27 protein-coding genes are annotated in these 20,525 nt (G+C 56.1%); 15 read left to right on the forward strand and 12 right to left on the reverse strand.

Going from position 1 to position 20,525, the window contains the following annotated elements; translation table 11 throughout:
- Positions 1 to 59 precede the first annotated feature (59 nt).
- From flgG to flgB, 6 genes are read right to left on the reverse strand one after another with little or no spacing between them, the layout of a single operon-like run.
- Positions 60 to 842 (reverse strand): flagellar basal-body rod protein FlgG, encoded by a 783-nt coding sequence (flgG, locus tag F3I47_RS03635; RefSeq protein WP_009090877.1) that lies wholly within the window; start codon positions 840 to 842, stop codon positions 60 to 62.
- A 17-nt stretch (positions 843 to 859) separates the two neighbouring features.
- Positions 860 to 1,615, reverse strand: coding sequence for a flagellar basal body rod protein FlgF (locus tag F3I47_RS03640; RefSeq protein WP_009090878.1), 756 nt, complete (start codon positions 1,613 to 1,615; stop codon positions 860 to 862).
- Positions 1,616 to 1,635: 20 nt separating this feature from the next.
- Positions 1,636 to 2,892: a flagellar hook protein FlgE gene (gene flgE, locus F3I47_RS03645; protein ID WP_046101593.1), complete on the reverse strand. Its 1,257-nt coding sequence runs from the start codon at positions 2,890 to 2,892 to the stop codon at positions 1,636 to 1,638.
- A gap of 26 nt (positions 2,893 to 2,918) precedes the next feature.
- Positions 2,919 to 3,590: a flagellar hook assembly protein FlgD gene (flgD, locus tag F3I47_RS03650; RefSeq protein ID WP_009090880.1), complete on the reverse strand. Its 672-nt coding sequence runs from the start codon at positions 3,588 to 3,590 to the stop codon at positions 2,919 to 2,921.
- A gap of 12 nt (positions 3,591 to 3,602) precedes the next feature.
- Positions 3,603 to 4,007, reverse strand: a complete 405-nt coding sequence (flgC, locus tag F3I47_RS03655) for a flagellar basal body rod protein FlgC (protein ID WP_009090881.1) — start codon at positions 4,005 to 4,007, stop codon at positions 3,603 to 3,605.
- A 2-nt stretch (positions 4,008 to 4,009) separates the two neighbouring features.
- Positions 4,010 to 4,423, reverse strand: coding sequence for a flagellar basal body rod protein FlgB (gene flgB / locus F3I47_RS03660; RefSeq protein ID WP_009090882.1), 414 nt, complete (start codon positions 4,421 to 4,423; stop codon positions 4,010 to 4,012).
- A gap of 154 nt (positions 4,424 to 4,577) precedes the next feature.
- On the opposite strand from flgB, the gene flgA reads away from it, so the two are divergent.
- From flgA to flgN, 3 genes are all read left to right on the forward strand, one after another.
- Positions 4,578 to 5,237: a flagellar basal body P-ring formation chaperone FlgA gene (gene flgA / locus F3I47_RS03665; RefSeq protein WP_058957505.1), complete on the forward strand. Its 660-nt coding sequence runs from the start codon at positions 4,578 to 4,580 to the stop codon at positions 5,235 to 5,237.
- Positions 5,238 to 5,341: 104 nt separating this feature from the next.
- Positions 5,342 to 5,644: a flagellar biosynthesis anti-sigma factor FlgM gene (gene flgM / locus F3I47_RS03670; RefSeq protein WP_009090886.1), complete on the forward strand. Its 303-nt coding sequence runs from the start codon at positions 5,342 to 5,344 to the stop codon at positions 5,642 to 5,644.
- A 5-nt stretch (positions 5,645 to 5,649) separates the two neighbouring features.
- Positions 5,650 to 6,081, forward strand: a complete 432-nt coding sequence (gene flgN / locus F3I47_RS03675) for a flagellar export chaperone FlgN (protein ID WP_009090889.1) — start codon at positions 5,650 to 5,652, stop codon at positions 6,079 to 6,081.
- Between the two features lie 64 nt (positions 6,082 to 6,145).
- Here flgN and murJ read toward each other — a convergent pair whose 3' ends face one another.
- The 4 genes from murJ to rimJ all read right to left on the reverse strand — a co-directional run bounded on the left by murJ (position 6,146) and on the right by rimJ (position 9,972).
- Entirely contained in the window at positions 6,146 to 7,684 is a 1,539-nt protein-coding gene (murJ, locus tag F3I47_RS03680; RefSeq protein WP_150029680.1) for a murein biosynthesis integral membrane protein MurJ, read from the reverse strand.
- 120 nt (positions 7,685 to 7,804) lie between these two features.
- Positions 7,805 to 8,725 (reverse strand): Gfo/Idh/MocA family protein, encoded by a 921-nt coding sequence (locus F3I47_RS03685; protein WP_150029681.1) that lies wholly within the window; start codon positions 8,723 to 8,725, stop codon positions 7,805 to 7,807.
- Position 8,726: 1 nt separating this feature from the next.
- Positions 8,727 to 9,365: a DUF480 domain-containing protein gene (locus F3I47_RS03690; RefSeq protein WP_150029682.1), complete on the reverse strand. Its 639-nt coding sequence runs from the start codon at positions 9,363 to 9,365 to the stop codon at positions 8,727 to 8,729.
- Positions 9,366 to 9,378: 13 nt separating this feature from the next.
- Positions 9,379 to 9,972 carry a ribosomal protein S5-alanine N-acetyltransferase gene (rimJ, locus tag F3I47_RS03695; protein WP_009090895.1) on the reverse strand — a complete coding sequence of 198 codons (594 nt, stop codon included), beginning with the start codon at positions 9,970 to 9,972 and terminating at the stop codon, positions 9,379 to 9,381.
- A 296-nt stretch (positions 9,973 to 10,268) separates the two neighbouring features.
- Between rimJ and grxB the strand changes: the two genes are divergently transcribed.
- The 9 genes from grxB to F3I47_RS03740 all read left to right on the forward strand — a co-directional run bounded on the left by grxB (position 10,269) and on the right by F3I47_RS03740 (position 16,647).
- Positions 10,269 to 10,916: a glutaredoxin 2 gene (gene grxB / locus F3I47_RS03700; protein ID WP_009090897.1), complete on the forward strand. Its 648-nt coding sequence runs from the start codon at positions 10,269 to 10,271 to the stop codon at positions 10,914 to 10,916.
- 115 nt (positions 10,917 to 11,031) lie between these two features.
- Positions 11,032 to 11,595 (forward strand): lipoprotein, encoded by a 564-nt coding sequence (locus tag F3I47_RS03705; RefSeq protein ID WP_150029683.1) that lies wholly within the window; start codon positions 11,032 to 11,034, stop codon positions 11,593 to 11,595.
- A 134-nt stretch (positions 11,596 to 11,729) separates the two neighbouring features.
- Positions 11,730 to 12,773 carry a dihydroorotase gene (gene pyrC, locus F3I47_RS03710; RefSeq protein ID WP_009090901.1) on the forward strand — a complete coding sequence of 348 codons (1,044 nt, stop codon included), beginning with the start codon at positions 11,730 to 11,732 and terminating at the stop codon, positions 12,771 to 12,773.
- 62 nt (positions 12,774 to 12,835) lie between these two features.
- On the forward strand, positions 12,836 to 13,081 hold the full coding sequence (dinI, locus tag F3I47_RS03715) for a DNA damage-inducible protein I (RefSeq protein ID WP_003849907.1): 246 nt from the start codon (positions 12,836 to 12,838) through the stop codon (positions 13,079 to 13,081).
- 146 nt (positions 13,082 to 13,227) lie between these two features.
- On the forward strand, positions 13,228 to 13,500 hold the full coding sequence (locus F3I47_RS03720; RefSeq protein WP_009090903.1) for a hypothetical protein: 273 nt from the start codon (positions 13,228 to 13,230) through the stop codon (positions 13,498 to 13,500).
- Positions 13,501 to 13,739: 239 nt separating this feature from the next.
- Positions 13,740 to 13,994, forward strand: coding sequence for a biofilm formation regulator BssS (bssS, locus tag F3I47_RS03725; protein ID WP_009090905.1), 255 nt, complete (start codon positions 13,740 to 13,742; stop codon positions 13,992 to 13,994).
- A gap of 93 nt (positions 13,995 to 14,087) precedes the next feature.
- Positions 14,088 to 15,200, forward strand: coding sequence for an N-methyl-L-tryptophan oxidase (solA, locus tag F3I47_RS03730; protein ID WP_111207938.1), 1,113 nt, complete (start codon positions 14,088 to 14,090; stop codon positions 15,198 to 15,200).
- 294 nt (positions 15,201 to 15,494) lie between these two features.
- A complete protein-coding gene (locus F3I47_RS03735; RefSeq protein ID WP_033736338.1) occupies positions 15,495 to 16,070 on the forward strand; it encodes a cytochrome b in 576 nt (191 codons plus the stop codon).
- 4 nt (positions 16,071 to 16,074) lie between these two features.
- Entirely contained in the window at positions 16,075 to 16,647 is a 573-nt protein-coding gene (locus F3I47_RS03740) for a YceI family protein (RefSeq protein WP_150029752.1), read from the forward strand.
- 47 nt (positions 16,648 to 16,694) lie between these two features.
- Here F3I47_RS03740 and F3I47_RS03745 read toward each other — a convergent pair whose 3' ends face one another.
- Positions 16,695 to 17,744, reverse strand: coding sequence for a rhodanese-related sulfurtransferase (locus F3I47_RS03745; RefSeq protein ID WP_009090909.1), 1,050 nt, complete (start codon positions 17,742 to 17,744; stop codon positions 16,695 to 16,697).
- Positions 17,745 to 17,997: 253 nt separating this feature from the next.
- Here F3I47_RS03745 and F3I47_RS03750 point away from each other — a divergent pair, with 253 nt between their 5' ends.
- From F3I47_RS03750 to F3I47_RS03760, 3 genes are all read left to right on the forward strand, one after another.
- Positions 17,998 to 18,921: a Kdo(2)-lipid IV(A) acyltransferase gene (locus F3I47_RS03750; RefSeq protein WP_009090910.1), complete on the forward strand. Its 924-nt coding sequence runs from the start codon at positions 17,998 to 18,000 to the stop codon at positions 18,919 to 18,921.
- A 542-nt stretch (positions 18,922 to 19,463) separates the two neighbouring features.
- Positions 19,464 to 19,730, forward strand: a complete 267-nt coding sequence (locus tag F3I47_RS03755; protein ID WP_009090911.1) for a hypothetical protein — start codon at positions 19,464 to 19,466, stop codon at positions 19,728 to 19,730.
- 118 nt (positions 19,731 to 19,848) lie between these two features.
- The gene (locus tag F3I47_RS03760) at positions 19,849 to 20,250 is read left to right on the forward strand and encodes a MysB family protein (protein ID WP_009090912.1); all 402 of its coding nucleotides are present in this window, start codon (positions 19,849 to 19,851) and stop codon (positions 20,248 to 20,250) included.
- On the opposite strand, the gene F3I47_RS03765 is transcribed toward F3I47_RS03760, so the two are convergent.
- Complete coding sequence (locus tag F3I47_RS03765) at positions 20,241 to 20,480, reverse strand: YceK/YidQ family lipoprotein (RefSeq protein ID WP_033736571.1); 240 nt, start codon at positions 20,478 to 20,480, stop codon at positions 20,241 to 20,243. The two genes, F3I47_RS03760 and F3I47_RS03765, sit on opposite strands and share 10 nt — an antisense overlap.
- Positions 20,481 to 20,525 lie beyond the last annotated feature (45 nt).

Below are 20,525 nucleotides of genomic sequence, written 5' to 3' on the forward strand. Positions count from 1 at the left end.
GCGTCACGACCTTATTAATGTCTGTCATTCAGGCCAGCATGGGCTGGCCCTGTTCGGGATTAAATCTGCGTTAATTTCGCCAGCATCTGATCAGAGGTACTGATCGCCTTGCTGTTGATTTCGTAAGCGCGCTGCGTCTGAATCATGGTGACCAGCTCTTCCGCCACGTTAACGTTTGAGGTTTCGGTATAGCCCTGATAGAGCAGACCCGCGCCGTTCTGGCCTGGGGTGCTGTCAGTCGGTGCGCCCGATGCCTGAGTTTCCTTGTAGAGGTTTTCACCCACACTATCGAGACCGGCATCGTTCATGAAGGTGCTCAGGGTTAGCTGACCCACCTGCGCAGCCTGGGCCTGGCCCTGCTGCGTCACGCTGACCACACCGTCACGCGAAACCGTAATGCTGGTGGCGTTAGCCGGAATGGTAATGCCGGGCTGCACCGGGAAACCGGAGTTGGTCACCAGCTGGCCGTTCTGATCCACCTGAAACGCGCCGTCACGGGTGTAAGCAGAGGTGCCATCCGGCATCTGAATCTGAAAATAGCCCTGGCCGTTAATGGCGATATCTTTTGAATTACTGGTCTGTGACAGGTTGCCCTGGGTGTGCAGACGCTCAGTGGTGACCGGACGGACACCGGTGCCGATCTGCAGACCGGAGGGCAGCGTCGTCTGTTCGGACGACTGCGTGCCCGGCTGACGCATGGTCTGGTACATCAGATCTTCGAACACGGCACGCGAACGCTTAAAGCCATTGGTGCTGACGTTAGCCAGGTTGTTGGCAATCACGTCCATGTTCATCTGCTGCGCATCAAGACCGGTCTTAGCGATCCATAAAGAACGAATCATGTTGTTATCCTCGCGCCTTAGCTCATGTTCAGGAGCTGATTGGCTTTTTGTTCATTTTCGTCGACGTTAGTGATGACTTTCATCTGCATCTCAAAACGTCGGGCGTTGGCGATCATATCGACCATGGTTTCCACCGGTTTGACGTTGCTGCCTTCCAGCACGCCAGGCATCACCTGCATGGTGGCGTCAGCCTGCAGCGCCGCACCGCGGGTTGCCTGTGTCGCAGCCGTGGGACGGAACATCCCGTCATCACTGCGCTGCAGCTCCTGACCGGTGGCCCTGACCAGCTTCAGCTTACCCAGCTGAACCGTGGCGTTAGGCGAGTCACCGGCATTCAGGCCGGTAATGGAGCCGTCAGCCGCGATGGTGATTTCGGTGCCCTGCGGGATCACAATCGGACCGCCGTCGCCCATCACAGGATTGCCCTGAACCGTCAGCGTGCCGTTCGGGCTGATCTGCATATTGCCGTTGCGGGTATAAGCTTCGCTGCCGTCAGCGGTACGCACCGCCAGCCAGCCATCCTGCTGCACCGCCACATCGAGTGGACGCTCGGTGTAATCCATCGCGCCCTGGCTCATGTCGGCGCCGGGTGTGGAGGCGGCGACCAGCGTACGGGTTGGCAGTGACCAGCCATTCACCGGCACCGCGCGCAGCGCATTGAGCTGCGCACGAAAGCCTGGTGTTGAGGCGTTGGCGAGGTTGCTGGCGGTGACCGCCTGCTGATCCAGCGTCTGGCTGGCCGCGCCCATCGCGGTATATATCGCGTGATCCATATGGCAATCCTGTTAGCGAATTAACGTAAGTTAACCAGCGTGTTGAGAATCTGGTCCTGAGTTTTGATGGTCTGCGCGTTCGCCTGATAGTTACGCTGCGCCACGATCATGTTCACCAGCTCTTTACTCATATCGACGTTTGAGGACTCCAGGGCGCCCGCCGTCAGAGAACCAAAGGTTCCGGTATTAGCCAGACCGACTGCTGCCTGACCGGATGCGCTTGATGCCGCCCAGACGTTGTCGCCCTGTGACTGCAGACCTTCCGGGTTAGAGAAGCTCGCCAGCACAATCTGACCCAGCAGCTGGGTTTTCTGGTTGGAGTAGGTACCGGTGATGGTGCCGTCATCATTGATGGCGTAGCTGGTCAGATCGCCTGGTGCATAACCATCCTGCGTCGGGCTGCCAAAGGTGGTGGCGCCGGTGTTCTGCTGCAGGCTGCCCAGCATGCTCAGGGTGATTGGCTGGTTCGCGACCGCGCCGTTGGCGCCGCCCACGTTCAGCGTCAGGCCAACGGTACCGTCGTTGGTGGTGCTCACTACCGCGCCGTTTGCATCCAGCTTAGAGACGCCTGTCAGCTTACCGCTGGTATCAAACGTCATGCGGAAGTCGCCCGCTGAGCTGCCGGTGGTGCCGTCGATGGTATGAACGGTCCAGCTGTTACTGGTAGTGTCTTTTACGAAGTACATGTCGAGCGCATGGTCATTACCCTGCGAGTCGTACACGGTTGCCGTGGTTTTCTTGTTGTAGCTGTCTGCGTTCGCCGTCGAGAAGGTGGTCACAGATGGCGTGGTGTCCGTTGAGTTCAGGTTGGCAACCAGACCGGCCGTGGTGGTGGCGCGGGCTGACATCTGCTCGGTCGGAATACGGATCGCCACCGGGTTTGCACCCGCCTGGATGGTAGCCGGTGAACCGCTGGCAGGATAGCCGGTCACGTTCAGGCCCTGGGTGTTGACCAGGTTACGGTTGGCATCAAGGGTGAACTGACCATTACGTGAGTAGAACACGCCGCCGCTGCTGTCGGTCATGCGGAAGAAACCGTTACCGCTCAGCGCCACATCCAGGCCACGGCTGGTAGTCGTGGTGGAACCGTCGTTGAAGTTCTGGATCACGGCCGCCACTTTCGTGCCGAGGCCGACGTTAGAACCGGCAAACATATCGGCAAACGCGATGGTGCTGGATTTAAAGCCCGCGGTGGCGGAGTTGGCGATGTTGTTACCGATGACATCAAGGTTACTTGAGGCAGCGCCAAGGCCGCTGACCGCTTGGGAAAATGACATGTGTGTGTCTCCTGTCTACAGGTTAATCAGAGAATCTGACGTACGTCGTCAAGGGTGGCGGAGCCCATGGTGCCGAGATCCAGTTTGGTGGTGTCGTTCGCGGTACTCACCCCATTGACGTAGGCGTAGTTCAGCGGTTGTGCCACCAGTTGTGTGTTGCCATTGCTTGCAGCAATCGCAACGCTGTATTTTCCATCCGGGGCCACTGAACCATCCGTCAGCTTGCCGTCCCACGAGAAGGTGTGCACGCCAGCGCTCAGCGCGCCCAGATCGACGGTGTCAATCACCGCGCCACTGGCATCTTTAATGGTGGCAGTGGCGCCGGTCGAGGCGGAGCCGAGCTCAACACCAAAAGGCGTTGTGGTGCCGTTGCCGACCAGAATCTGGCTGCCGTTGACCATCACGCCATGCCCAATCAGCGTGGAGCTCTGCAGCGACTGGCTGGTGCTGATCTGGCCGGAGATCGATCCCAGCGTGGTGTTCAGTTTTTCAATCCCGCTCAGGGTATTGATCTGTGCCAGCTGCGTGGTGAGCTGGCTGTTATCCATCGGATTGGTGGGATCCTGGTTCTGTAACTGGGTGACCAGCATGGTCAGGAACTGATTCTGCAGATCCTGCGCATTGTTGCCGGTGCCGGTACTGGAGGAGCTGAGAACCGACGGATCCAGTTTTTCATTAACGCCTACCGCGATAGCCATGGTTTTTCTCCGTTATTGCCCAATCGTCAGGGTTTTCATCATCATCGACTTCACGGTGTTCAGCACTTCCACGTTGGCCTGGTAGCTGCGTGATGCCGACATGGTGTTGACGCTTTCGGAGACCACATCCACGTTCGGCATCTTCACGTAGCCTTTGGCATCGGCCATCGGGTTGCCCGGGTCATAAACCAGTTTCGCTGGCGTCGGATCCTCGACAACCCGGGCGACTTTCACCCCGCCGGTCGCTGAGCCCGGCGCCGCATCGGTCTGGAAGACCACCTGCTTTGCCACGTAAGGCTTGCCATCGGGACCGGTGACGCTGTCGGCGTTCGCCAGGTTACTGGCACTGACGTTTAATCGCTGTGATTGCGCGGTCATCGCTGAACCGGCAATGTCAAAAATATTCAGCAAGGCCATAATTATTGCCCTTGTAACACGCTCATCATGCCTTTGATCTGGCTGCTGATGAGGGTGAGGTCGGTTTGATATTTCAGGCTGTTATCCGCGAACTGCGTACGCTCACGGTCCATATCTACGGTGTTGCCGTCGGCAGAAGGCTGATCGGGAATGCGATAAAGCATGTCCATCGAGGGTACGCCGTTTGTCTGTGCTTCAATGTGGCGAGCTGAAGTGACCTTCAACGCCATGCTGCTGCCTTCCGCACGGCCATTGGACATCACCCGACTCAGCTCGCTGGCAAAGTCGATATCCCGGGCCTGATAACCAGGGGTATCGGCGTTGGCAATATTTGACGCCAGGATCTCCTGACGTTGAGCACGCAGGTTGAGGGCCTCCGTACCAAATTTCAGCGCCGCATCCAGTTTGTCGAGCATGTTTCCTCCGCGTATGAGAATTTCGAGCTGGCAGCTTAATTTGAAAAAGCAAGGGGTCATCGTCTGAATAAGGCCTCAAATGACCGCTATTTTGACAATTGAGGATTTTTCTTAACGGTTACACTCGTTGCCATCATCAGTGAGGAATTGCACCATGCGTCGATATCTGACCCTGCTGACCAGCCTGCTGGTCGCGATCGCCCTGCCGGCTTCTGCGGGAGATCTCAATGCACAACTGAACCAGTTTTTTAAAGCGCGTGACGCCCAGCATGCTCAGGGCATGACGGTGGTGATTCGCACGCCGCAGGCGCAGTGGCCCACCTGTGAGGCGCCTCAGTTCACCCTGCCCGGCAACAGCCGGTTATGGGGCAACATGAGCGTGGCGGCTAACTGCGGTGAAAACCGTCGTTATCTCCAGGTCCAGGTCCAGGTGACCGGGAGCTATCTGGTGGCGAACCGGCTGCTGAGCCGGGGCAGCAGCGTCAGCGAAAGCGACTTCACGCTGCAGACGGGGCGTCTGGATACCCTGCCCGCACGCGCCCTGCTGAACAGCGACTCGGTGGCCGATGCGGTCGTCCTGCGTGACATCCCACCGGGACAGCCGATCAACCCTGCAATGCTGCGTCAGCCGTGGCGGGTTAAGGCGGGTCAGAGTGTGATGGTGATAGCCAGCGGCGACGGCTTTGACGCCAGTGGTGAGGGCAAGGCGCTGAACAACGCCACCCGTTCACAGTGGGTTCGCGTCAGGATGGGGAATGGTCAGATTGTCAGCGGTAAGGTGCGCGAGGATGGGAATATTCTTATAACGCTGTAAAGTGTTAAAGAAGCCCATCGTGCTGCCGATAGAAGAATCAACAAAGCGATAACGCTATTATGATTCAGGTGGCAGACTTCCCCTGACCGTACAGGAGCCCGAATATGAGCATTGACAGAACGCAACCTCTGAAACCCGCCAGCACCGTACAGAGCCGCGATACCAGCGAGCCAGGCAGCAGCAAAGTGCGTCAGAGTGCCAGCCCGGCGGCAGCGCCGGCGGCGGCCGCTCAGGTCAATCTGAGCAGCGCGCAGTCTCAGCTGATGCAGCCGAGCAGCAAAGACATCAACGTCGAGCGCGTTGAACAACTGAAAACCGCCATTCGTAATGGCGAACTAAAGATGGATACCGGCAAAATCGCCGATGCGCTGATTGCCGATACTAAGGCGTATTTAGAGGGTAATTAGTTACCATGAGTAATTTGCAGACCACATTAGATAAGATGCAGGACGTGCTGGCATCGCTTTCTGCGGTGCTGGAAGAAGAGCAGCAGCAGCTGGCAAGCGGCAACATTAACAGCAACCTGCTGCAGCGCATCACTGAAGATAAAAGCGCGCTGCTCAGCACGCTGAACTATCTGGATGAGATGCGACGCACCGCTGAAAAGAGTCAGTCCGTGTCGGCACCTTATCGTGGTCAGAACGACATGGCACGCCGCTGGGACGTCATCCAGCAGCATAGCCGTCGTCTGCAGGATGCCAATGTGCATAACGGCATGCTGCTGCAGCATCAGATTCGCTACACCCAGGATGCCCTGGAGGTGCTGAAGCCGCATCAGACCCAGGCGTTTTATGGCCCGGATGGGATGGGTAAAGGCCAGGCCACGTTAAGCCGTAAAGCCTGAGCAGAAAAGTAGCAAAAAAAATCCCGCTGATGCGGGATTTTTTTATGGCAGAAGAGGAACAGCGTCAGGCAGCGGTGCGGCGCGCATAGTCGCGCAGCCGGAATCCCAGCAGCGCCAGCGCCAGGAAGTAACTTCCCCCACCCACTGAACAGACCAGCGCCAGACGCAGCAGTCGCCACAGCATCGAGCCCTGCTCCCAGGCGGGCATCCATTGCAGCATGGCAAACAGCGCCCCGGCCATCACCGCCACGGCGATCAGCAGACGCACCAGAAAGCTGCTCCAGCCCGGCTGAGGCATAAAGATCTGCTTCTTGCGCAGCTGCCAGTAGAGCAGCGAGGCATTCAGACAGGCCGCCAGCCCAATTGACAGAGAGAGACCGGCATGTTTCAGCGGGCCGATGAAGGCCAGGTTCATCACCTGCGTCATGATCAGCGTGATAATCGCGATTTTAACCGGGGTTTTGATGTCCTGCCGTGAATAGAAGCCGGGTGCCAGCACCTTGACCACAATCAGGCCCATCAGGCCTACAGAGTAGGCGATCAGCGCACGCTGCGTCATCAGCGCATCAAAGGCCGTGAATTTGCCATACTGGAACAGCGCCACGGTGAGCGGGCCGGAGAGCATCCCCAGCGCCACAGCGCAGGGCAGTGCCAGCAGGAAGCAGAGGCGCAGTCCCCAGTCCATCAGCCGGGAATACTCATCGTGATTGCCGCTGGAAAAACTTTTGGCCAGCGACGGCAGCAGAATGGTACCCAGCGCCACGCCCAGTACGCCGGAGGGGAACTCCATCAGGCGATCGGCGTAGTACATCCAGGAGACGGAACCCGACACCAGGAACGAGGCGAAGATGGTATTGATGATCAGCGAGATCTGACTGACCGAAACGCCAAGAATTGCCGGACCCATCTGACGCATTACGCGCCAGACGCCTGCGTCACGCAGATTGATGCGTGGCAGCACCAGCATCCCCAGCTTCTTCAGGTGTGGCAGCTGATAGCCGAGCTGCAGCACCCCGCCCACAACAACCGCCCAGGCGAGCGCCATCACCGGCGGATGGAAATGCGGCGCGGCGAACAGGGCGAAGCTGATCATGCTGACGTTCAGCAGGGTCGGCGCAAAAGCTGGCACCGAGAAGCGGTTCCAGGTGTTCAGCACCGCACCCGCCAGCGACGCCAGCGAGATCAGCATAATGTAGGGAAAGGTCACCCGCAGCAGGGAACTGGTCAGGGCAAATTTATCCGCATGGTCGCTGAAGCCCGGTGCGGTAATCATGATCACCCAGGGCGCAGCGAGCATCCCCGCGAAGGTCACCAGCGCCAGCGCCAGTGTCAGCAGGCCTGAGACATAGGAGAGGAAGAGACGTGTCGCCTCCTCACCCTGCTTGCTTTTATATTCCGCGAGAATGGGCACAAATGCCTGGGAAAACGCGCCTTCGGCAAAAATACGCCTCAGCAGATTCGGCAGTTTAAACGCAACAAAAAACGCATCGGTCGCCATTCCGGCGCCAAACACCCGCGCCACGATGGCATCACGGGCAAAGCCCAGAACGCGGGAAAACAGGGTCATGGAACTGACCGCTGCCAGCGATTTCAAAAGATTCATAATTGACGGCGCATCCTGAAAAAATCAGTAAAAAGGAGAAGTCGCGCGGGCACCTGAAAGATGCCCGGCGACAGTCTACTGCCACGGAGGGAAATGACCAGCACGGAGTGTTACAAGGCGTTATTCCAGAATGGCACTATGCCAGAGGTTTTCCACCACACGCTGCGCCATCAGCGCCTGTTCACCGCTGGTTTCAGGCGTCGTCTGATTCTGCACGCAGTCGATAAAATGGCGTGCGGCCCCGCTGAACCCGCGCTGGGTCAGGTGGCTCTGCCAGGCGGCAGGCGGAGCGATCAGCACGCCGTCGTGCCGCTCTTCCTGCCAGTCGCGCATCTCACTGATGTCGATACATTTACCGTCGCCTGTCGCACTGACCCGCTCACGCTGACTGCCTGCGCGCCGATGCATGCTGGTGGTGATCGACAGGCCCTCCAGGGCGAAGTGGTGCTCAGCGTAGAGCATCTGTCCCTGTTCGTTGGTGTCGATGCGCCCCTGAACATGCTGAACAGGCTTGCCGCCGAGCCAGAGTGCGGTGTCGACGACGTGCAGGTAGTCATCGAGCAGGGTAAAGCGGAGATCCTGAGGCCCGACGCTGTCGCTGCGGTGCTTTTCAATCCGCAGGGAAGCGACGTGTCCCATCTCCGCCCGCAGCTGCTGATAGCGCGGGGCGAAGCGGCGATTAAAGGCGACCATCAGCTTACGCTGCTGTTTCTCCGCCAGCGCCACCAGCGCCTCAGCCTGATCCAGGGTTTCCGCCAGCGGCTTATCGACGCAGACATCTTTTCCGGCCAGCAGCAGCGCCTTCACCACCTCATAGTGCGTGGCGGTGCTGCTGTGGACAAAAACGGCATCGCAGGCCGCGGCCAGCGCATTCAGGGAACTGAAACAGTTCATACGGTAACTGTCGCAGAGTGGCCGGGCTTTGGCCTGATTCGGCGAAAATGCCCCCACCAGCGTCCAGTCCGTCGCCGCCGACAACACCGGCAGCCAGGCTTTCTGTGCGATACCGCCGAGTCCCACCACACCAATACGTAAAGTCATCTTAATGCTCCGGCTGCAGCAGTTGAGTGAGCTGCGCCTGAAGCCGGGCGACCTGCTGTTCCAGGGTGGCCACACGCCTCGCCAGATCGCCCTGCTCTTCCGGCTCTTCGGCGGCCAGTGGCGTGTCGCTCTCCCCGGCCAGCAGATGCATAAAGCGGCTTTCGCGCTTGCCCGGCTCGCGCGCCAGGCGGATCACCCGGGCGCTGTCGTCACGCTGCATCAGGCCTTCCAGCGTCTGTTCTGTTTCGCTGACGTCACTGAACTCATGAAGACGGCCGCTGCGGGTGCGCAGTTCGCCTGGCGTCTGCGGACCGCGCAGCATCAGTAACGTCAGCACGGCAACTTCGGCGCTGTTCAGCTTCAGCGTGCCAAAGGCGGAGTTACAGAAACGCTGCTCATATTTCACGACCCGCTGACCGGACGCGCTGCTGGCGGTAACCAGATGCCGCTTCACCAGCTGATCGAGTTCATCCTGCACCGCGCTTTCACTCAGCTCCATCACCGGCTCGCGGTTTGATTTCTGGTTACAGGCCACCACGACCCCATTCAGTGACAGCGGATACTGTTCCGGCGTGGTAACCTGCTTCTCCAGCAGGCAGCCCAGCACGCGCAGCGCCTGCGCCGATAAAGCCATCTTCATGCTTGCGTCCTCATTATTGTCCACGCCGGTCAGGCGTCCATTCCCGCTGGGTTAATGCTGTCAGCACGTGATCCTGCCAGCGTCCGTCAATCAGCAGATAGTCTTTCGCATATCCCTCTTTTTCAAAACCGAGGCGCGCCAGCAGGTCGCCGCTGCGCTGGTTGTGCGGCATGTAGTTCGCCATGATGCGGTGAATATGCTGCTGACGCTGCATGTAGCGGATAGCAGACTGTAACGCTTCAAACATCAGCCCCTGTCCCTGCCACTTTTCGCCCAGCGAATAGCCGAGATAACAGGCGTGAAAGGAACCGCGCAGTACGTTGCTGAAGTTGGCTACGCCGCGCACTTCGGTTTCTTCGCTGTCCATCAGAATAAAATAGAAGGCCGAGCCCTGCTTATGCATGTCGGCGATCAGCCCCAGCCGCGCCTGCCAGCCGGAGGGATAGCAGTGACTGTCATCGCGCACCGGCTCCCACGGTTTTAAAAACAGGCGGTTTTCCGCGTAGTAATCTGCCATTCGCCAGGCATCACGTTCGTGAACCAGACGGACCACCAGCCGATCGGTGGTTAAGCGCACCCTGGGCGCGGCAGAACGATAGCCAAACATCCTGACTCCTGAAATCAATGGCTGAGAGTGAAAGCCGTCATTATCTGGCTTTCACTATAACCGCCGCCTGGGCTGCGGTAAAACATTACGGATTTTTTGCCGTAAAGAGGTTGATTTTGTTCCATTATCACCGCGCAGACGCCCCTGCTCAGGCGTCATCAACGCTCGTTCAGCCCGGCCCATCTGTCGGGCTGGTTTGCCGGGAGGGGGAATCTCTTCCATACTTTTCAGGCGCCCGAAACAGGATGAAATGATTCACTCTGTTAAACATTAACCTGTAAACGAGGGAGATCAGGATGAAGCTCTATATCTACGACCACTGCCCCTTCTGTGTGAAAGCGCGCATGATTTTTGGTCTGAAGAATTTGCCGGTTGAGCTGGTGGTCATGCTCAATGACGATGAAGAGACGCCTCAGCGACTGATTGGCCAGAAAATGGCGCCTGTCCTGCAGAAAAAGGATGGCAGCGCGATGCCGGAAAGCATGGAGATTGTGCATTATGTCGACCAGCAGGATGGCAAACCGCTGATTACCGGTGCGCTCAATCCGGCCATTGGCGACTGGCTGCGTCACATGAACAGCTACGTGAATAAGCTGCTGCTGCCGCGCATTGCCGAGGCCCCTTTTGCGGAGTTTGCCACCCCGGCGGCACGTGACTATTTCCGCGCGAAAAAGCAGGCCAGCATCGGTGATTTCGAGGAGCTGAAAACGCATTCGGCCGGACTGATCAAAAAAGTCAGCGGCGATCTGCGCAAACTGGACGGCCTGATCGTCCAGCCTAATGCGGTTAACGGCGAGCTGTCGGAAGATGATTTCAGCCTCTTCCCGCTGCTGCGCTCCCTGACGCTGGTTCCGGGCATCGACTGGCCAGCACGAGTCGCTGACTACCGTGACAATATGGCCAAACAGACCCAGGTCAATCTGCTCTCGTCTATTGCGCAGTAATCCCGCCCGGATGAGAGACGCCGCGGCGTTTCTCATCCCTTTTCTGATGACACCTCTCACGCATTCAGGCAGGCTATATCCTGTTAACTGACTTTGTTATTCAGGATATAGAACGATGAAAAAGGTATTTTTCGGGCTGACTGCCCTGATGTTTGTGCTGCTGGTGAGCGGCTGCAATCAACTGACCCAGTACACCATCAGCGAACAGGAAGTGAATCAGGCGCTGCAAAAGCATAACAACTACGAGAAAGACATTGGCGTGTCCGGTCTGGTCAATGCGCATATTGTCCTGAATAATCTCACCAGCCAGATCGGCCGCGCAGAACCTGGCAAAGTGTCGCTCTCCGGCAATGCAAAGATTAATGTCACCTCTCTGTTCGGCCCGCAGCAGGCTGACATGCAGCTGACGATGCGCGCACAGCCCGTCTATGACCCACAGCAGGGGGCGATCTTTCTGCGCGATCTGGAGATAACCGACGCACAGGTGGCGCCGGAGAAAATGGCCGCCATCATGAAAACCCTGACGCCTTATCTGAATCAGTCGCTGAAGAGCTATTTCGATCAAAACCCGGCTTACCGTCTCAGCGCTGACCGCAGTAAAGGTGAGTCACTGGCGAAAAAATTTGCCAAAGGACTGGAAGTCAGACCGGGCGAACTGGTTATCCCCTTCACGCAGTAATCCCGATTGCCGCGCCATCCGGCGCGGATTTTTGCTGTCAGCAGAAAAAGCAGGTGCAAACGGTTGCCTGAATCCTTATGCTTAGACCCCGGCCAAAACATGCCTTCTGTTTCCTTTCTGCCGGAGCTTCACTGATGACAGCACAACCTCAGCAACTTACCCTGCGTCGCCCTGACGACTGGCACATTCATCTGCGTGACGATGAGATGCTTAAAACGGTCCTGCCCTACACCAGCGCGGTTAATGGTCGTGCCATCGTGATGCCTAACCTGGTGCCGCCGGTGACCAGCGTGGCAGCAGGAGAAGCGTACCGCGACCGCATCCTGGCCGCGCTGCCCGCCGATCATGCCTTTACGCCGCTGATGACCTGTTATCTCACTGACTCACTGGACCCGGATGAGCTTGAGCGTGGCTTCACATCCGGTCTGTTTACCGCCGCCAAGCTCTATCCGGCTCATGCCACCACCAACTCCAGCCACGGCGTTACCAATATCGCCTCCATCGCCCGCGTGCTGGAGCGGATGCAGCAGCTGGGTATGCCGCTGCTGGTTCATGGCGAAGTCACCGATGCCCATATCGACATTTTTGATCGCGAAGCCCGCTTCATTGACACGGTGATGGTGCCGCTGCGCAGTCAGTTTCCGGGGCTGAAAGTGGTGATGGAGCACATCACCACCCAGGATGCCGCGGATTATGTCGCTGCTGCCGATGAGACGCTCGGCGCGACCATTACGCCGCAGCACCTGATGTTTAACCGCAACCACATGCTGGTGGGCGGAATTCGCCCGCATCTTTACTGCCTGCCGATTCTCAAGCGCAATGTGCATCAGGACGCGCTGCGCAGGGTCGTGGCCAGCGGTCATCCGCGTTTCTTCCTCGGCACCGACACCGCTCCGCATCTGCAGCATCTTAAAGAGTCTGCCTGTGGCTGCGCGGGCGTATTTAATGCGCCGACCTCGCTGGCGGCCTACGCGACCGTGTTTGAAGAGCTGAATGCGCTGGAGCACTTCGAAGCGTTCTGTTCTGAAAACGGCCCGCGTTTCTATGGCCTGCCGCTGAATGAAGGCACAATTACCTTGGTGCGTGAGCCCTGGCAGGTGCCGGCGTCCATCTCGCTGGGCAGTGACGCTCTGATTCCTTTCCTCGCGGGTGAAACGCTCAACTGGCGCGTTGCATAATTTTGCTTGCCTCCGGCGGATGGATACTGTAAATATGTACAGTATCTTATCCGGAGGCTGCTATGCGTGTTGAAATTACCGTATCAAATACCCGACCTCTTCCTGCTGGCGCGATAGAGGCGTTAAGCGATGAACTGTCGCGCCGCATTGACGAACAGTTCCCTGACTCGACCAATCACGTCAAGGTACGTTATGCCAGTGCCAATAATCTCAGCGTGCTGGGCGGTGGAAAAGAGACGCGCGACCAGATCAGCGAAATCCTGCAACAGACGTGGGAGAGTGCTGACGACTGGTTCATTACTGATTAACCGCCACTGTGCTTTTTTTTCCGGGTGTCGCCACCCGGTTTTTTTATCTTTTCTCCCCTCTCGCACTTCCCTCTTCATGCATCTAGACTCTTACTGATCAATGCCCTATCCTTGCGCTCGTCACGCATAACAGGAGGTGCGACACCATGACTACTGATAAACCGGAAGAGGCGATGACCTTTGGTGAGTTGTTAGCACTGATTGGTGATCAGCAGCGTCGTTTAACGGTGCTGGAAAATGCCTTTTCCAGTCTGATTTTCTGTCTTGACGATCGTGCCAGCCAGCTGCTGGTGCACAATCTGTCGCTGGAAGCCCAGAATCAAAACCATGATGAACAGCTTCAGCAACATTTTGCCCGTCTGGCAGAGTCCCTGCAGAAACGCGTCGGCGGCATCGTGCCAGACAGCCCGGCGCTCTGAACCGGCGGCCTGTCCCGCTTTTCGCCTGCCCACTGAATCGTAAAAAAATGCCTGCCTGCCAGGCATTTTATTTTTTGACTCCTGCCTGTTAAAAGCGAATATTCTGTGAGAAGCTGACTCACGGCATTTTTTAAACAGTGACACCCGGGTTTACTGTTATAATTGTTTCGCTATCGGAATAAAAAAGCCGCATTGAACCTCATCATGCACTTCGTTTAACGAGTAATAAGGAGGTTATAATGGACAGAAGAAAAGACGTTATTCAGACTCACCCGCTGGTGGGCTGGGATATCAGTACCGTTGATAGCTATGACGCCATGATGATCCGCCTGCACTCGCTGTCGTCGCAGGATCAAAAAGAAGAAGAAGCGGATGTTGGCCCCACCTACTGGCTGACAACGGATGTGGCAAGGCAGTTCATCTCGATCCTCGAAGCAGGCATCGCCAAGATTGAATCCGCCGAGCAGATGGAACGACTCCTAAGTAAGCATTAGTTTCTGCCACATCAAAGGGGCACCCTCAGGGGTGCCTTTTTCGTTTCTGTTTCGGTATGCTGTTGATTATCTGACTCTTAGAGCGTAGTTACCATGATTTATGATCTTATCGTCGTTGGCAGCGGCTCAGTAGGTGCGGCGGCTGGCTACTATGCCACCCAGGCAGGCCTCTCGGTATTAATGATCGACAGTGCCCACCCTCCTCACAATCAGGGCACGCATCATGGCGAGAGCCGTCTGATTCGTCACGCTTACGGCGAAGGCGAACGTTATGTGCCGCTGGTACTGCGGGCGCAGACGCTGTGGGATGAACTGGAACAGCGAGCCGGTGAGCGCATTATGCATCGCAGCGGCGTACTTAACCTCGCCCCTCACGACTCCCCTTTTATCCGCAACGTTATCGACAGCGCAAGCCGCTGGGAGCTGAACATTGAGGTGATGCAGCCCGGGGAAGTGCGTCAACGCTGGCCACAGATTAACGTACCAGAGGGCTACCTGGGCGTATTTGAGCCGCAGTCGGGCTTCCTGAAATGTGAACAGGCGGTGCGCAGCTGGGTTCAGCTGGCGGAGCAGGCAGGCTGTGCCCAGCTGTTCAACTGCCCGGTCTCAGAACTGGGACGGGATGGCGACCTTCAGCAGGTTACAACGCTGGATGGTGTCTATCGCGGCCGTAAAATGGTGGTCAGCGCCGGTACCTGGGTCGGAAAACTCATCCCGAATCTGCCGGTTGCCCCTACCCGTAAGGTGTTTGCCTGGTATCAGGCTGATGGTCGCTACAGCGAGAACAACAGGTTCCCGGGCTTTACCGTCGAGATGCGTGATGGCAGCCAGTTCTATGGCTTCCCGGCTGACAATAACGCTCTGAAAGTGGGTCGTCACGATGGCGGACAGCCGATGCAGCAGCCTGAAGATCGTAAACCCTTCGGTGCCGTGGCGGCAGATGGCAGTGAAGCTTTTGGCTTCCTGCGCCAGTTCTTACCGGGCGTCGGTGTCTGTCTGCATGGTGAAGCGTGCAGCTACGACTTCAGCCCGGATGAAGATTTTATTATTGATACGCTGCCGGGTGAACCCAATCGCCTGCTGATAACCGGACTCAGCGGACACGGCTTTAAATTTGCCAGCGTGCTGGGCGAACTGGCCGCAGAATTTGCGCAGCAGAAACCCTTTTCCTTTGATCTCTCTCCGTTCCGCCTTTCGCGTTTCTGACTCTGCAAACGGATGGCATCACAGGGTGCCATCCTGCTGACAAAGATTGACGCAAGCTGAATTTCCCTGACAAAAATTCGCCTTTATTTCGCCCCGATTGTTCATTTGGGCGGAATGAGGTTGACCGTTTTCCCCTCATCAAAATTATTATTCAGTAATATTGCCCATTTCCCTGCCTTTTTATTCAACCTTTTCCGATGATTTTTTTAATTTTATAGAAGCGTAAGGGCGATTGCTTTTATATTTCATAATGTGGATGCTTATTTCATATTATTTCTACGTGACGCTCAGATTATGTTATTACGTAATACACCGCATCAGTTTGGCCGGGTTGCTGTGCTGCTGCACTGGTCGATGGCGCTGGCCATTTATGGCATGTTTGCGCTGGGGTTATGGATGGTCGGTCTGGGCTATTACGACAGCTGGTATCACGACGCCCCGGAAATTCATAAAAGTATTGGCGTGCTGCTGTTACTGACGCTGATTATCCGCCTGGTGTGGCGCGTTATTTCGCCGCCGCCCAGGCCGCTGAGCAGCCATTCCCCTCTGGTGCGCATCAGTTCTGTCGTGGCACACCTGTTACTTTATACCCTGCTGCTGGCCATTCTGATCAGCGGCTATCTCATCTCCACCGCCGACGGTAAACCCATCGCCGTGTTCAGCTGGTTTACGCTGCCTGCCCTGTTCAGCGGTGCAGGCGAGCAGGCCGACCTCGCAGGCGATATTCACCTCTGGCTGGCCTGGAGTGTGGTGATCCTGTCGATCCTGCACGGTCTGGCTGCAATAAAACACCATGTTATCGATCGCGATAACACCTTAAAACGGATGTCAGGTTTACGCCTCCCCTTACCCTCTGAAAAGGACAGATAATATGTTGAAGAAAAGTCTGCTGACGATGACCGCGGCCAGCCTGCTGCTCGGTTCCCTGAGTGCCAGTGCCGCTGACTACAAAATTGATAAAGAGGGGCAGCACGCCTTTATTCAGTTTCGCATCCAGCATCTGGGTTACAGCTGGCTCTACGGAACCTTTAAGGATTTCGATGGCCGCTTCACCTTTGATGAGAAGAACCCTGCCGCCGATAAAGTCGAGGTGACGATTAATACCAGCAGCGTGGATACCAACCATGCCGAACGTGACAAACATCTGCGCAGCACGGATTTCCTGAACAGCAGTAAAAATCCGCAGGCGACTTTTAAATCCACGTCGGTGAAGAAAGAGGGCGATGAATTAGAGATTACCGGCGATCTGACGCTGAACGGCGTCACGAAGCCGGTGACGCTGGAGGCGAAGAAGCTGGGTGAAGGCAAAGATCCGTGGGGCGGTTATCGTGCAGGCTTTGAAGCGGAAGGTGAAATTGCGCTGAAAGATTTCAATATAACGAAAGATCTGGGGCCAGCCTCGCAGAAGGTTCAGCTGATGATCTCGGTGGAAGGTGTGCGCCAGTAAAGCCGCAGGCCGCCTGAATCAGCGTTCAGGCGGCCACGTTTACCGCTCTATGACTTCTTCGGCGCGGGAATGGTCATGTTTAACAGGCCACGCGACTTGTTAAAGATTTTATTGCCATTCTCTCGTCCGGCACGACGGGCGCGCTGCTCTTCCGGAGAGAGCTTCGCCTCTTCCTGACAGATCGGACTGCAGCAGTTCTCAAACTTCTCTGCGCAGCTCTTGCACTGAATAAACAGCAGATGACAGCCGTCATTCACGCAGTTGACGTGGGTATCGCAGGGCTCACCGCACTGATGGCAGTTTGCCAGCACATCGTCAGAAATCCGCTCCCCCATCCGCTCATCAAAGACAAAGTTTTTGCCTTTGAATCTGACCGGCAAGCCCTGTTCACGGGCGCGGCGGGCGTACTCGATGATGCCACCTTCGATATGATAGACATCTTCAAAACCGTTATGCCGCATCCAGGCACTGGCCTTTTCGCAGCGGATGCCGCCGGTGCAGTACATGACGATCTTTTTATCTTTCTGTTCCCTGAGCATATCCACGGCCATCGGCAGCTGGTCACGGAAGGTGTCTGCCGGCACTTCCAGCGCGTTGTCAAAACGGCCCACTTCATATTCGTAGTGGTTTCGCATATCGACAAACAGCGCGTCCGGATCGTCCAGCATGGCGTTCACTTCCGCCGCTTTCAGGTAGTGACCGACATTGCTTGCGTCGAAGCTGCTGTCCTCAATACCGTCCGCCACGATGCGATCGCGCACTTTCAGGCGCAGTACCCAGAACGACTTTCCATCATCATCCAGTGCGACGTTCATACGCAGGTTGTTCAGCGCCGGATCGAACGCATACAGCCAGGCCTTCATCTTTTCATACTGGCTGGCGGGCACGCTGATCTGCGCGTTGATGCCTTCATGGGCAACATAGACGCGACCAAACACCTTGAGGGCGGTCAGGCCAACATAGAGCGCATCGCGGAAGGCTTTAGGATCGGCAATCTGAAAATACTTATAAAAAGAGACAGTGGTGCGCGGCTCAGTTTCAGCCAGCATGCGCGCCTTCAGCTCTTTATTGGAAACGAGGTTATGTAACACTGGCATGGTGTTCTTTCCTGTTATCAATAGGAGAAAATTAGCGGGCACATGATACCTGATTTCAGGTGTATGCAAAGCGTTGCGTCAGGACCCATCATCAGTTGCTGTTTTTTCCGGCACTCGCGGCGGCTTTCTCCCCGCTCATTGAGGCGCGGTTCCATCAGCGATATTTAAGCGAACGTTAAAAACTGGCACAATAGTGTAAATCAATGAGATATCAGCACCGCAGGGTGCATGACGCAGGAAAATTAACCTTCACATGACTCAGTTGCCTCAGTTTTCACGAGAACTGCTTCACCCGCGCTATTGGCTGACCTGGCTGGGTATCGCTTTTCTTTATCTTTTGGTGCTCCTTCCTTATCCCCTGCTCTATGTGCTCGGCTGCAATATTGGCCGTATCGCCATGCGCTTTATGAATCGTCGCGTCAGCATCGCCCGGCGTAATCTGGAATTAAGTTTTCCGGAAATGCCGGTCAATGAGCGTGAGGCGATGGTGAAACATAATTTCGAATCCGTCGGCATGGGCCTGATTGAAACCGGCATGGCGTGGTTCTGGCCCGACTGGCGTATTAACAAATGGCATAAGCCCTCCGGGCTGGAGCATATTCAGGCCGCGCGCGACAACCAGCGCGGTGTGCTGCTCATCGGCATGCACTTTCTGACGCTGGAGATCGGCGCGCGCATGTTTGGCATCCACAATCCTGGCATTGGCGTCTATCGCCCCAATGACAACAAGCTGATTGACTGGCTGCAGGTCAAAGGTCGCATGCGGTCAAACAAAAGCATGCTCGACCGTAAGGATCTCAAAGGAATGATCCGCGCCCTGAAGCAGGGGGACATTATCTGGTATGCCCCCGATCACGACTATGGCCCGCGCAGCAGCGTCTTTGTGCCCTTCTTTGGCGTGGAAAAGGCGGCAACGACGGTGGGGACCCATCTGCTGATCCGCGCCGGTAACCCCGCTGTCATTCCGTTTGTGCCGCGTCGTCTGCCTGGTGGCCGGGGCTATGAACTGATGATTCTGCCCGACATCCGCAGCGAATTTACGCTGGAAAACGATGAAGTCACCGCGGCCAGGATGAACAAAGTGGTTGAAGAGGGTGTGCTGCTGGCACCTGAGCAATATATGTGGCTGCATCGCCGCTTTAAAACCCGTCCGCAAGGCGAACCCTCCCGCTATTAATCTGCCACGCTAAACGGTCTCACGGCCGTTTAGCGCCTCTTCTGCTGCAATGCTCTGTCCCGATAAATCAATCGCGCGGCTGACCGATATTGCGGCTTCCCGGTTTAACGATCCAGTTATTATCAGATACGCTCGCAGGAGACGCTGATTTCCACCGCATTCAATCAGCCCGGCTTATTTATTACAACTACAGTAAGCCGCCTGCTGCATATTCTGGCAGACATTCATCAGATTTTAATTATCCTGCTTTAATTTCCGCTGGCGCTAATTATTTTTATCACCAGGCCTATTCCTATTTAGCCAGGCTTAATGCTTTCTGGTCGCTTATCAATCCACTAAAATTAACTTAATTAACAAGGGATTGTCATTCAAGCCGCCGACATATTCATTTTTACAAAAATTTAACAGCCCGATATGCCGTTATTGCATTTGAACCTGTTCCGACTTAACGGTAATTTCAGCAGTGACATTCAGGCTTTTAACGACTTCAGCTCAATTATAAAAAAACGATTTCACACAGCGAACCTCAGGGGATCCCTAATATGAGTAAAGGTCTCTACTATTACGTCACCATTACGACCGATCAGGAGAACTACCATTTTCTTCATCGTCAGGGATGCAGGCGGATGCCCGGCAAGGAGCAGATGATTTTTATCGGCACCCTGTATAATCTCAGCCAGGCCTTATCCATCGCCAGAATCAATTTTAAGAAAGTTAAACCCTGCATCAAATGCTGTATTCGCTACGCGGCACCGGTTATTCATGAGTCGGTACAGCCGGTTCTGCACTTCCCGCAAAAAATGCGTTAATCCCGCTGCTGGCGGGAAGTGGTTTATTTCCCGCCAGTTACACGCCCCCGCCCTTTCCCTCCGGCAAATTTCGTCTATTCTTCACTGAAATCAAGTGAACCCGGTAAGGAGAAGATCGATGAGCATGTACAGTACCTTAGAGGAAGCGATTGATGCTGCACGTGAGGAGTTTCTCGCAAATAACCCTGAAGTGGATGAAGAAGAGGCGTCGGTCAGCCAGTTCGGCCTGCAAAAGTATGTGATGCAGGATGGCGATATCATGTGGCAGGCTGAGTTCCTGGTCGACGAAGGTGACGCAGGCGAATGCCTTCCTTACCGCACCGGTGAAGCTGCTCAGGCTATTTTTGACGCTGATTTTGACGAAGTGGAACTGCGTCAGGAGTGGTTAGCGGAAAACACCCTGCACGAGTGGGACGACGGCGAGTTTCAGCTGGAGCCGCCGCTGGACACCGAAGAGGGTGAAGCCGCGGCTCAGGAGTGGGAAGATGATAACAGCGACTCCGATCGCGGTTATTCGTAAGGACCATGGCTGGCATCCACTGGCAACAGCAGGGTGTCCAGCACCAGCGACAGGGGCAGATCAAGGATGGTCAGCACCCGCCATCCGCTGTCGCGTACATCCCACTGTACGCCCGGATAGTACTGATTACCGTGTCCCTGTCCGGGCACGGTTCGGCTGATAATACTGCCGCATCCGCTTAAGCAGAGCACCGCAAGAGCGATAACACCTGCCTTTAAAACTCGTTTCACCACAAAACCCGCCTTTACCTGCCCCAGAGAGTGTCACGCGCGGCA

Source organism: Pantoea sp. M_10 (assembly GCF_008631515.1).
GTDB lineage: Bacteria > Pseudomonadota > Gammaproteobacteria > Enterobacterales > Enterobacteriaceae > Pantoea > Pantoea anthophila.

Bases quoted from the DNA above. Each gene is read 5' to 3' on its own strand.
- F3I47_RS03750 (WP_009090910.1), top strand. From the start codon at position 17,998: ATGACTCAGTTGCCTCAGTTTTCACGAGAACTGCTTCACCCGCGCTAT.
- flgM (WP_009090886.1), top strand. From the start codon at position 5,342: ATGAGCATTGACAGAACGCAACCTCTGAAACCCGCCAGCACCGTACAG.
- murJ (WP_150029680.1), bottom strand. From the start codon at position 7,684: ATGAATCTTTTGAAATCGCTGGCAGCGGTCAGTTCCATGACCCTGTTT.
- F3I47_RS03640 (WP_009090878.1), bottom strand. From the start codon at position 1,615: ATGGATCACGCGATATATACCGCGATGGGCGCGGCCAGCCAGACGCTG.
- F3I47_RS03735 (WP_033736338.1), top strand. From the start codon at position 15,495: ATGTTATTACGTAATACACCGCATCAGTTTGGCCGGGTTGCTGTGCTG.
- F3I47_RS03720 (WP_009090903.1), top strand. From the start codon at position 13,228: ATGACTACTGATAAACCGGAAGAGGCGATGACCTTTGGTGAGTTGTTA.
- flgG (WP_009090877.1), bottom strand. From the start codon at position 842: ATGATTCGTTCTTTATGGATCGCTAAGACCGGTCTTGATGCGCAGCAG.
- solA (WP_111207938.1), top strand. From the start codon at position 14,088: ATGATTTATGATCTTATCGTCGTTGGCAGCGGCTCAGTAGGTGCGGCG.
- F3I47_RS03745 (WP_009090909.1), bottom strand. From the start codon at position 17,744: ATGCCAGTGTTACATAACCTCGTTTCCAATAAAGAGCTGAAGGCGCGC.
- F3I47_RS03755 (WP_009090911.1), top strand. From the start codon at position 19,464: ATGAGTAAAGGTCTCTACTATTACGTCACCATTACGACCGATCAGGAG.
- flgD (WP_009090880.1), bottom strand. From the start codon at position 3,590: ATGGCTATCGCGGTAGGCGTTAATGAAAAACTGGATCCGTCGGTTCTC.
- flgE (WP_046101593.1), bottom strand. From the start codon at position 2,892: ATGTCATTTTCCCAAGCGGTCAGCGGCCTTGGCGCTGCCTCAAGTAAC.
- flgB (WP_009090882.1), bottom strand. From the start codon at position 4,423: ATGCTCGACAAACTGGATGCGGCGCTGAAATTTGGTACGGAGGCCCTC.
- pyrC (WP_009090901.1), top strand. From the start codon at position 11,730: ATGACAGCACAACCTCAGCAACTTACCCTGCGTCGCCCTGACGACTGG.
- F3I47_RS03690 (WP_150029682.1), bottom strand. From the start codon at position 9,365: ATGAAGATGGCTTTATCGGCGCAGGCGCTGCGCGTGCTGGGCTGCCTG.
- flgC (WP_009090881.1), bottom strand. From the start codon at position 4,007: ATGGCCTTGCTGAATATTTTTGACATTGCCGGTTCAGCGATGACCGCG.
- F3I47_RS03685 (WP_150029681.1), bottom strand. From the start codon at position 8,725: ATGACTTTACGTATTGGTGTGGTGGGACTCGGCGGTATCGCACAGAAA.
- F3I47_RS03705 (WP_150029683.1), top strand. From the start codon at position 11,032: ATGAAAAAGGTATTTTTCGGGCTGACTGCCCTGATGTTTGTGCTGCTG.
- rimJ (WP_009090895.1), bottom strand. From the start codon at position 9,972: ATGTTTGGCTATCGTTCTGCCGCGCCCAGGGTGCGCTTAACCACCGAT.
- bssS (WP_009090905.1), top strand. From the start codon at position 13,740: ATGGACAGAAGAAAAGACGTTATTCAGACTCACCCGCTGGTGGGCTGG.
- F3I47_RS03760 (WP_009090912.1), top strand. From the start codon at position 19,849: ATGAGCATGTACAGTACCTTAGAGGAAGCGATTGATGCTGCACGTGAG.
- dinI (WP_003849907.1), top strand. From the start codon at position 12,836: ATGCGTGTTGAAATTACCGTATCAAATACCCGACCTCTTCCTGCTGGC.
- grxB (WP_009090897.1), top strand. From the start codon at position 10,269: ATGAAGCTCTATATCTACGACCACTGCCCCTTCTGTGTGAAAGCGCGC.
- flgA (WP_058957505.1), top strand. From the start codon at position 4,578: ATGCGTCGATATCTGACCCTGCTGACCAGCCTGCTGGTCGCGATCGCC.
- flgN (WP_009090889.1), top strand. From the start codon at position 5,650: ATGAGTAATTTGCAGACCACATTAGATAAGATGCAGGACGTGCTGGCA.